General features: G+C 63.1%; 7 protein-coding genes and 3 pseudogenes. 6 read left to right on the top strand and 4 right to left on the bottom strand.

Going from position 1 to position 10,127, the window contains the following annotated elements; translation table 11 throughout:
- Nucleotides 1-324: 324 nt before the first annotated feature.
- Nucleotides 325-612, bottom strand: a pseudogene (locus tag LR394_RS40755) (transposase); the annotation flags it as partial.
- On the opposite strand from LR394_RS40755, the gene LR394_RS43965 reads away from it, so the two are divergent.
- Complete coding sequence (locus LR394_RS43965) at nucleotides 496-777, top strand: diguanylate cyclase domain-containing protein (protein ID WP_407937220.1); 282 nt, start codon at nucleotides 496-498, stop codon at nucleotides 775-777. The pseudogene LR394_RS40755 and the gene LR394_RS43965 sit on opposite strands and share 117 nt — an antisense overlap.
- On the opposite strand, the gene LR394_RS40750 is transcribed toward LR394_RS43965, so the two are convergent.
- The 3 genes from LR394_RS40750 to LR394_RS40740 are packed head-to-tail and all read right to left on the bottom strand — an operon-like array spanning nucleotide 664 to nucleotide 6,708.
- Nucleotides 664-1,026: a hypothetical protein gene (locus LR394_RS40750; RefSeq protein WP_231450089.1), complete on the bottom strand. Its 363-nt coding sequence runs from the start codon at nucleotides 1,024-1,026 to the stop codon at nucleotides 664-666. The two genes, LR394_RS43965 and LR394_RS40750, sit on opposite strands and share 114 nt — an antisense overlap.
- A 19-nt stretch (nucleotides 1,027-1,045) precedes the next feature.
- Nucleotides 1,046-5,455, bottom strand: a complete 4,410-nt coding sequence (locus LR394_RS40745) for an NACHT domain-containing protein (protein ID WP_231450088.1) — start codon at nucleotides 5,453-5,455, stop codon at nucleotides 1,046-1,048.
- Entirely contained in the window at nucleotides 5,452-6,708 is a 1,257-nt protein-coding gene (locus tag LR394_RS40740) for a hypothetical protein (RefSeq protein ID WP_231450087.1), read from the bottom strand. The genes LR394_RS40745 and LR394_RS40740 overlap by 4 nt, the downstream gene beginning before the upstream one ends.
- A gap of 293 nt (nucleotides 6,709-7,001) precedes the next feature.
- Between LR394_RS40740 and LR394_RS40735 the strand changes: the two genes are divergently transcribed.
- The 5 genes and pseudogenes from LR394_RS40735 to LR394_RS40720 all read left to right on the top strand — a co-directional run.
- Nucleotides 7,002-7,286, top strand: coding sequence for a hypothetical protein (locus LR394_RS40735; protein ID WP_231450086.1), 285 nt, complete (start codon nucleotides 7,002-7,004; stop codon nucleotides 7,284-7,286).
- A gap of 1 nt (nucleotide 7,287) precedes the next feature.
- A pseudogene (locus tag LR394_RS44005) lies at nucleotides 7,288-7,383 on the top strand (integrase); the annotation flags it as partial.
- Between the two features lie 58 nt (nucleotides 7,384-7,441).
- Complete coding sequence (locus LR394_RS40730) at nucleotides 7,442-7,912, top strand: hypothetical protein (RefSeq protein WP_231450085.1); 471 nt, start codon at nucleotides 7,442-7,444, stop codon at nucleotides 7,910-7,912.
- Between the two features lie 50 nt (nucleotides 7,913-7,962).
- Complete coding sequence (locus LR394_RS40725) at nucleotides 7,963-8,676, top strand: hypothetical protein (RefSeq protein ID WP_231450084.1); 714 nt, start codon at nucleotides 7,963-7,965, stop codon at nucleotides 8,674-8,676.
- A gap of 131 nt (nucleotides 8,677-8,807) precedes the next feature.
- Nucleotides 8,808-9,305: pseudogene (locus LR394_RS40720) on the top strand (transposase family protein); the annotation flags it as partial.
- Between the last annotated feature and the right edge of the window lie 822 nt (nucleotides 9,306-10,127).

The following is a 10,127-nucleotide window of genomic DNA, read 5'->3' as shown; positions in this document are numbered from 1 at the left end:
AATTCTGTAACTGCACTATCGGGATGGCAGGGTCAGTGCCCTGCAGACCAGCCCAGATCCACCAGGTTTCGAGCACGGCTTCGCGCTTACGGAGCGTCAACCACTGGTTCGCTTACGCTGCACCTTCTGACCTCGCCGCCAGGCCCGTACCGTCTGGCAGTGCCAGCACGGCCTGGTTCGTCGGGGCCGCTTGCTACCCGGAACCGGACGTCCTCCCGGCCAGGCTGCCCCCAGGCTTCATCAGGCCGCTGCGACGACCCGACGGGAACGGTCTCTCACCGCCCCTCGATCCACACGGCGCCTCGTGGCGCACAGCTCCGCCGCGAAAAAAGCCGAAGCGGATTTCAGGATCGCGTTCGCGCGCTTGAGCTCACGGTTCTCCCGTTCCAGCTCCGCGATCCGCGCGGCATCCGTGCTCGTCGTTCCCGCCCGCTGGCCGGCATCGACCTCGGCCTTCTTCACCCAGCTCCGCAAGGCCTCCGGATGGATCCCCAGCTGACCGGCGATCCGCTGGATCGCCCCGGCCGCGGTCTGCGGGTCACGGCGGGCCTCCACGGTCATCCTCGTGGCTCGTTCCCGCAGCTCATCGGGGTACTTCTTCGGTGCAGCCATGCTCCAATATCGCCTTCCAGGTTTGATGCCCTCCATCAAACCCGGCACTCTTCAGTACGCGGCGACGACCTCGTCGCTCGACTGGGCGGTGACGAGTTCGCGATCTTGCTGCCCGGAAGGTCTTCGCCGGAGGGAGAGCAACAAGTCGCCGATCGCATCCGGTAGGTCTTTGAGCATCCTGCCGACCTGAACGGTGTCACGGTACCCATCCGGGCGGTCATCGGTCTCACCTGGTCGGAGCCGGATGACAGTTGCGACGCGGTGCTTCACCGGGCCGATCTGGCCATGTACGAAGCGAAGCGCGCGGGGCTGAGAGGCTCGGACGAGCGTGCCGCGATTTCCGGGCACCACACCGACCAGTCGGCCGGGCTGGTCGGGGCGAAACCCCTGATCCGTCAGGCGGGCTGCGTCCAATCTCTCTTCGATCCGGGCATCAGATGCCGTTCGACGGGCCGGATACATACTCCAGAGGGGGTAGTGGCTGCTTGAGATCCTCATAAAGGTTCGACCATGTCGAGTCTGGCCGCGTCGTAGCCAGGAGAGCAAGGGTTTCACGCAGATTGTCGCGAGCCCTGTCCCCGACTCGGTGCCGATCATTCAAGTACCGCTGCATGGTCGGCTTCAGTTCCGGGTACCGGGATGGCTGCAGCATCAGTGCGATGGATGCCGCGAAGTCAGGGTGGATATGGGGAAAGGAGCGAAGTAGCCTCAATTGTTGCTCGGCACTGGCCTCGGTCACGAGGGCCGTCAGCTCCTGGCTCCAACTGGCTGCCAGGTCGTGCCCAACGCGTGTGCGCTGGGTGTCGCTCGTCAGTCGGCGTCCCAAGGCTTCCAGTAACGCCAGTTTCGTGTTCATCGACGGCTCGGCACCACGCCGGTGTCGAGAATTCAGAAAACTACCGACACTGGCCAAGGCGCCAGTCTCTATCGGTTCCAGCAGAGCAGTTTCCAACAGGTCTTCCCAGGCAGATTCCTCATCCCAGATCGAACGGAGCCGAACCGCCACGCGCCAGGCAGCATCGTGTTCCGGGCCCCGCTGGAAAGCAGTTCCTTCCTTGGCCAGGGCGACGACGGCTCGCCAGTCGTACTGACCGACCCGTACGCCGGCCGAAGCGATCAGCACAAGGTTCTCTCGGATGCCGGGTTCACGCCGCCCGAGGTAATCGTCTCGTACTGCGCTCCATTCCGGCATCGGCAGCACTCCGGCCTCAACGAGATGCCGCCAGAGTCGGTAAGCGGCGCGCTGTTCATCCGAACTCTTCGCCCTTCGCCCAGCCAAGATTTGCTGCTCGAGCAGGGCAACGTGGGGCTGGAACAGGGTGAAGGGCGGCCGTGAGCCAGGCCCTTTCGGATCGGTACGGTCGGCCAGAACTTCAATCGCGCCGAGTTGAATCAGGGCGTGAATTGCCTCGGGCCAGCCCAATTCGGCGCCACCTAGATCCTTGACGCATCTGATCAGGAGTTTGCGCTGGCCTGGGGAAAGGGCAGCGACGTCAGCGAGCGCAGTGGACCAGGCATCGGCGGCTGTCGCGTCACCGGCGGCTACGGCTCGGACGAGCACCGTCATGAGCCCGTCGGTTCGTAGCCACAGTTCGTTCACAGTACTGAAGGGGGCCGGGAAGGAGCGAGGGACGACGCGGCTCACGACCTGGGCCACTGCCTCTGGCGGCATGCTCGGGCTCTCGAGCGAACGACGCACCAGATCGGCCCGTCGAGAGGCGAGTTCGGGTGTCCTGCCCGGCTCAGCGGGAAGGCCCTCGACGAGCCAGCGTTCCGCGAGAGCCTGAAAGTGTGGACTCTTCGTCATGGCGGTCGCGAAGACGCCGTTTCCCCACCACGCGATCGTGTTCGCGTCGGCCAGATTCTCAACGGCGTTGAGGAGTCTCTGGACGATCTCAGCCGGTGCGTCCGCTAATGCGGCCAGGAGAGAGGCAGTTCGGGCCCGTGCGTCGAGCGAGATCTTGGTTGCCTCGGAGCGCAAGGACTCCTCGAACTGATCGACCTGGCGGACTAGATCTGCGGTTTCGGTGTGGCCATGGATATGCATCAGCGTGTAGAGGTCCAGGAGGTTCCTGGCCGTCGGAGCCGGTGGTACTCCGACATCTCGCGTCTTGTCCCGCTTCTGCTTCGCCTTGACCTTCTCAGCTTCCGCCACCAGGTGGCCTGCCCAGACCAAGACGCTCTCGCCCGGAGCGATCCTGGTCGCGCGCATCTCGTCGACCATCCGGTCGAAATAGGATCTTGCCGCGCTGTTTCCGAGCCTGCCGAAGCATTCCTTGATCATATCCAGGATCGGTCCGGGGCTGGAAGGTAGGAGCCGGACCATCAGACGCAAGAACTCGCGTCGCTCGGAGATCCTCTCGGCATCCAATCTCCTGAGTTTGCTTGGTAATCCGATGGCGTTGAAAGTGTCGACCGCCTGGCCGACATCGCGAACCGACATCCTCTCCACCGTCGAGAGAACAGTGATCCATGCCGCATCGTCGCGAGCGACACAGGCCTTCAGCAGCCGATCATCCGACGGCTGATGGTGGCGCCCCGGTGCCGGAAGTCGGCTGAGCATGTGCTTGACGATGGGAAGGTCAGAACGGGATATAACTTTCGCGAGCGTCTCGTTGAGCTCCGGCGGTGCAGTCGACGCCTGACTTGTCACCGAGATTGCTACTCGGTCGAATGAGTACTCGGCTTCCGTCTGCTCGCCCTCGTGCGACAAGGTCTGCTGATAAGAAAGTTCGGTCAAGCAGTCCTGAGCGAGAGCGACGGCAGTGCCTTGCGTGGGCTCGTACCCCCAGGCAAACAACCAGGTCTGCTCGACCACAGACAGTAGAAAGTAGTCCTCAGGTCGTGAACGGGCCCGATCGAGGGCAACTCGGAGTCCCGTGGCCGGATACGTCTCGACCAAGTATCTCCCTGCCGCGAACTCGAAAAAGGTCTGGTGAAAGAAGCTGATGCGATCTCGGTCGCGGTCGATCACACCGCGCATCTCCAGCAGTTCGATCTCATGGAACAGAGGGTCGTCAGGGCCTCGATGAGGAATCAAATCCGGGACGATCCGCACCTCACCCTGTTTCAGCATTTCAGCGCCGATACGACGCGCCGTTTCGGAAAGGTCGCGGTTGCTCTCCGGTGGCGGCATCTGGCCACCCAGCCGCGACCAGTCGCGTCGGTCCTCCTGTACACGAGACCGCCAGTACCGCAGGTACAAGCCAGTCGTGTCGATGTTGGGCGGTACAACCTGTGTGTACACTTCGAACAGCATGCGCAGTGTGAGTGGTCGAAGACATAGATCTTTCGTTCCGTACCGGCGGCTGACCAAGTGTGTCAGTTGACTGACCAGTTCGGTCCCCTTAATACTTCCGCCGTGATAGTGAAGGGCATGAGCGGCGACCGCGCGCTCGAACTCTGAAAGCGGTTCGCCGGTTTCAGCCTCTCGCGGCTCCTCCGCATACGGGCCGAGCGGCTCACGGCGCCAGGACGAGGGAAGGTGTGAGGCTTCGGCAGGGCGAGAGCTGAGGAGCACGTTGGCGCCGCCTTCAATCGCGAGGCGTACCACGTCCTGGAGTTCGAGCAGATCAGCGTCTTGCGCGAGCAGATCGACAGTGTCGAGTATGAGCACCGGACGTTGCCCCGCCCGCCCGGTGCTCGACAACCAGACGGCGAGCATGTCCCGCAGGGATCCGCCGCCGTCCGTGCCCTGGCGTACATCGCCGGCGGACAGCATCCGAACGTCAGTGTCGGGCTCATCCTCCAGATGGCTTGAAATTCCCCATAGCACACTGGTTTTTCCGACGCCCGGCTCGCCGACCACGATCACGGGCACAGGATCATCGGCCCTGAGATGATTCAGGATCGAGCGCTCCTGATCTCGTTGGACGTACAGGCCATCGGCGAAGTCGTCCCTGATCTTCGTGAGAGAGGAGAGGCGTGTCGAACTTACAGATCCGGCTGAGCGTCGGGTTCTTTCATTGAGGTCCTGTAACCGAGCCAGCAGTTCCTTGGCACGCGCGAAGCTCCCCTCGGAGGAGGAGGCCCCGTCCTCGCTGAGATCGCAGTCCTGAGTGAAATCAGGTGACAGGACGCCGAATAGGGCAGGGGCCTGATGACGGACTCCGGCACGGGCCAGGCTGACGAAATAGGGGACTGCGGCGTGGTAGACCTCGACGAGGGATGGTGGCCACTCGTCATTCCTCTCGGCGGCTTCCCCGAAACAGCCGAGTACGAATTCGGAGAAGCGGCCTGTCCGTTTCGCGTCGTCCTGGTACGCACGCCCCCAAGCCGTAGCCTTGAGTAGTTGCCAATTGGGACGCTTCTGGTCTCTGTGAAGTCGTGGCGGGAGCCTTTCCAGGGGTAGGAGGGAGTGCCACTTCTCGTTTTCGGGCACGGCGCAGGCATCAACGATGAACTTGGAGATAGGGAAGCGGTTATCTCTGGCAAAGTAATGCAGCAGGTCCTCGACGTGAAGATTCCGCTTGTCATGCTCGGTCGCGTTGGCATAGAGGAGTCGCTGACTCCCGTCAGCGGCGATGAGACCGTGACTACCCCAGAAGACAATGAGTTCACAACCGGTCCTGGAAGGCAGACCACCAGTCAGGCGGTCTCGAACGTCATCACGAGTGGCTGAGTGTCGGACCAGGCCGGGGCACAACTCATCCAGTATTGCCTCGTTCTTGGCCAGTGGCGCGACGTGCAAGAAAATGTTGGAGTCCGGCACCCCTTGACCGCGCAGATGCGCTGCGAAGCGAGCGGCATCCAGGGCGGGCCCGTTGACATCCCAGCCGGAGGGCAAACTGGGATACGTCTCGATTCCGACCACGACCGCAATAACATTCTGCGGTTGGCTCACCGGTGCACGTCCAGCACAATGTCGGCGAGGAGACGATGGAACTCGTCGTTCACGAAGTACGAGCGGTGAGCCCGCGGAAACGCCACTCCTGACGAAATGTTTTGGTCACGAACTCCTCTGGCATGAACCGGTTCCGCCATGAAACTGAGCAGATCGCTCGGATCGTAGACATTGGTCCACGGCGGGAACCCGGTCGGCAGGGCTTTCCCTCTGTTCAGCGACGGCAGGGCGTCGATGTCCTGAAGGTAGGTTGCCTGGGAGCCGACGGTCAGCAGATGGCTGACCGGTACTGGTGGATCTTGCACGAGCAGGTCGACCGAGGCGACGCCGCCAAGACTGTGTCCGACCAGGACCGTCGGCTCAGATGATTCCGCGATGATCTCCTTGATCGAGGACCGGATCCGTTCTCCGCGGACAAGGTACGTGAAAATGTCACCTGCCTGCATGGTCACGCGATCGGTCCACGGCAGCCGGAAGTGTCCACCAAGCCGGCCCAAACCTTGCGCTCCAAAAGCGGTTACTGAACCACACAACCGCATGGCGGCGTCGCGGGGCCGGCCCCGGCTCGTCTCCGTGACGGCGGAGGCAACGGCCGTGGCGAGTGCGTCGCGAACAGCGGCTGTCACCGGGAAGGGCTCGCCGAAATGAGCGTCGGCCAGGTGCAGAGCCTCCGTCACGGTCGCCCGCCCGAACATGTCCTCAGCGCTCTCGATTTCGCCTTTTACCGCTTCCTGGAACTCCTTCGACGAAGCCACCGTCATCGCGGCGCTCGAAAGCCAGGGATGAAGACCCGCATCCTCGACCAGCACGCCTACCTGTGAGTCTGCTGCAACGGCCTCCACCCACCGTTCGGCCCGGGGTGTTGCAGCCTCATAACCCGGCGGCAGGTCCGGCCCTGACGGAGCGGCGTCGACGGCACCCCGGATCTCGATCAGCGGGTCCGTCTCCAATGCAGCCCAGACGACCTGCTCAAGATCGAGGTCATCGAACTCGGCCTCGGGCCCGGATGCAGGTCCGCGAGAAGAGTCACGCCTCGGGATGGTCCGGTTCCCGGCGCCGGGTGGCACCCCCAGCACGTCTCCCCAGTTGCTGGTCGTGAACTCGACGGTCACAGCAGCCGGAAGAAGCTTGCGAACTCCGCAGACCATAGGTCTGAAGTAGGTATCCACCTGCTCGCCGCGCACACCGGTTCCGTGCACGAACACGATCCGAACCATGTTTTCCCCCGAGATCTCACCGTATGCAACGTTCAACGCCCCCGTGTGAACCCGATGCTATCGATCGCCGAGACGCGACGAAGGAACATCGGACGTGCGGTTAGCAGGGGCGGAGCCATTAGCCCTGGCTGTGCATAGAGAGCCGTGTTCTAGCGGTCGAAATAAGAAAAGTGCCCCGCCACCTGTGACGATGTTGGTGTCTAGTCATCATCGGCGCAGAGTTCGGGGGGACTTTTCAGGTGCATCAGCTTAGCGGATGGGCCCGTGATCTGCGGGTAGAAGTTGCCGGCGGTGGGGTGGTCGCGCATACCGGTTCGGCGGTAAGGCTCTTGGACGACCGGAGCGGCCTGACCGATCGCCTGGGTAACAATCTGAATCCGAAAGATACTCTGGTGCTGCATGATCGAGGCAGGATCATGACCGATCTGGCCGTCACGATCGCTGACGGAGGCCGGTTCATGTCGGACCTGGCCGTGCTGCGCGACCAGGGCGAGCTGTTCGGCTCCGTCGCCTCGGACACCACGGCGTGGCGGATGCTGAACGGCTTGCCTCTCTCGGCCTGCGGGACACCTCCGTCCCGGCGATCGCCCGGCTGGTTGCGGCGGACGAAGTGACCTGCAAGCTCATCCGTGCTGGCGCAACGCCAACGCCCGCCACCCAGAAATCCTGGCTGCTCGACACCGCGAACGCGCCCGCATCTACGCCGAAAAAGCCTGCGCTAGGGCCGGCCACGCACCCAGTACTGGTTGGTTACCTCGATGCTGTCCGAGTGCCCGAGTGGAAGAACTGGCTCTACGACCTGACGATCAATGCGGCGGCGAACGTGATCGTTGCAGTTAGCGCGTACGGGATCGCCCGCTGGGCTGGTGTTGTCCCAAATGTCGGCGGTCTGGACGTGGCGGCCGTCACCGTCGGCTCGTTCCTCGCCGGGATCCTCGTGCTTGGGCTCCTCTTCTTGGATAGCAAGCTCAGCCACCAGTGGGGCACGGCGAGGCTCCGGATTTCTGCTGTCCTTGTCCTTGTGCTGCTGGTAATTGTTGCTTATCAGGCACGCGGTGACGTGCTCATGGTGGCCCTGACGTGTGCGGCTTTCGGGTTGTTCGGGATGTCGGAGTTGATCCGCAGGGAGCGCAAGCGATTGGTCGCGAAGCGTCTTGCGCGTCGCCGACGTATCGCTCGCCATCACCCAGTGCGGTCGCGAACGACTGGCCCAAGGCCGCGTTCGCTGCGGCGGTCCTGACCATTTGCTAATTCCTACTGGCCAGTCGCCGCGATGCTGCGGGGATGCAGATGAGCGACGCCGACTGGGGCGATGTGCCTGGGTGGATCGAAGCGATCTCGACGTTCGGTGCCCTGGTGGTGACCGCCTTCGCCTTGCGGTACGTCGTGAAGACGTGGCGGGCGACCAAGGTTCAGTTGGAGAACGCCGACCGGCAGCTGGAACTAGCTCGACGGGCGGCACACTCGGCACATGAAGCGGCCCAAAGCGCCGAGATGCAGGTGAATGCAGCCTTAGATCAGTCGAAGGTGAGCTACGAGATGTTGGGCATCGAGAAGCGGCGTGATCAGGCTCGGGAGGACGCTGAGGCGGAGGTGCGGTCGGCTCGCGAAGCTGCGGTTGCGCGCGCCCAAGCCGATCAAGTGGCGGCATGGGTTACGAGAAGCCCGTTCGCCAGTGGCCCGCCCCCTCAGATCCGGGTGGTCAATCAGAGCAGCCAACCGGTGTTTCAATTCCGAATGTGGTTCCAGGCTGGCGATCGTGTCATCACACGGCCAAACCATCGTCAGACGTTATCCCAGTGGATGCTGGCCCCTTCGGCGGCCCCTGGGATCCAGCCGTTCGAAACGGGCTTCAACCCGAATGAACTTGCGGCCGTTGAAGCAGCCGAGAAGCGAGGGGAACCGTTTGGATTGTGTTTCTCATTTAGGGACATCCATAGCCAAGAGTGGACTCGCCTCTGGAACGGGGAGCTGATCCCAGGACGTCACGAGCCTGCGGAATGAGCCCATTCCAGCCTCCTGAGTCACAGGGGTTCTAGGGGCGGTAAGGGTGCACGTGGCGGTGGCGCGGACATGAAGAAGCTCCTGGTGGGATCCGGATTGTTGAGATCAAGATCCGCCACCAGGAGATTCGTGTGCTTGTCTATCGCTCGGGCATGAAGGTGTCCACCCGTTCGCTGAGGTTCGTGACGAACGCGCTGCGGACCCATCGCCGTCAGCTGAAAACCCGCTGGCGCGTGTTGTCCTCTCACCAGCAGGCTTTGATGCTCCTCGCCTACCTGAAGAAGGGCGAGACCTACCGCGACCTGGCCGCCGGTTTCGGCGTCGGCGCAACCACGGCCTACCGCTACCTTCGCGAAGCTCTACAGGTCATCGCCGCGCTGGCCCCGACCCTGGAGCAGGCCATCCAGACCGCCGCCGAGAAGGCCTACGTGATCCTGGACGGCACCCTGCTGCGGATCGACCAAGCGGCTATGGCTTCCGGCGTCGACCGCATCTATTACTCCGGCAAGGACAAGGCCCACGTGGTGAACGTGCAGGTCATCTCCGATCCAGTCGGCCGGCTGATCTGGGCATCACCAGCCCTGCCCGGCGCCCGCCACGACGCCGGCGCCGCCCGCGAACACGGCATCCCGAACGAGTAAGGCCACTGGGGCGGGGGCAGACCGGGTCATCGACCTGCGCCGCTCCCTGGCGGCCCAGCGGGAGATCTTCGAGCAGTCGGCCTGACAGACAGGAGCCAGCCATGTGAGCGGTTACGACTGAGACCGGGATCGCGTGGTTGGCGGGCGGGCGCGTTTTGATCTGGGCGGATGGTGCGCCGGAGGTGTCATGCGAGGAGCTCTTGGCGTTGCTGCTGGGTTAAGGATGCCTGGATCATTGCGCTGCCGGTGCAGGGCGGGAGTTGACCGCGCAGGTCCAAGCGCTGGTCCTGAGGTGGAGAAGAACGCCTGCACGTCCTCGGGAACCATCCTCTCCCGACGGCTAGGACCGGCGCCCGCGGGGCAGATCCTCTCGCATGCAACCGGCCGAAAACAGCCCGGGGAGGCCGGAGACTGCGCTGCGGCAGGTTGAGGATCCGGACATGCCCCGTCTGAGTAGCAGCTTTACCCGTTGGCATGGTCGATGGATCATCGGCGCCGTAATCGGGTGGAATGTCACCGCGTCGTCGGACGAGGCTGATGAAGTCTCCCTCACCGCGGATATCCACGATGGCGCCCGTGCACCTGGGGCTTAAGTTCCTTAAGCTGAGGCGGGCGAGCACTGGGCAGGGAAGTCTCTGGGGGAGAGAAGTTTCTCAAAAGCGGATTTTCGTGCCCTTGACATGCCATACGGCATATTTGTTGAAGACCTCGTCGCCTTTAGAGTTGAGCATGCGGGTGCGGCCCTGCTTCCAGCCGGAATCCGTCCAGGCGTACTCGGTGATGCTGCCTTTCCATCCATTTCCGGATGCC

Origin of the sequence: Kineosporia babensis, from assembly GCF_021129305.1 — a bacterium.
GTDB classification, from domain to species: domain Bacteria; phylum Actinomycetota; class Actinomycetes; order Actinomycetales; family Kineosporiaceae; genus Kineosporia; species Kineosporia babensis.
Note: the sequence above shows the minus strand (reverse complement) of the source record. Positions and strands in the feature narration are given on the sequence as shown.

Bases quoted from the DNA above. Each gene is read 5' to 3' on its own strand.
- LR394_RS40725 (WP_231450084.1), top strand. From the start codon at position 7,963: ATGAGCGACGCCGACTGGGGCGATGTGCCTGGGTGGATCGAAGCGATC.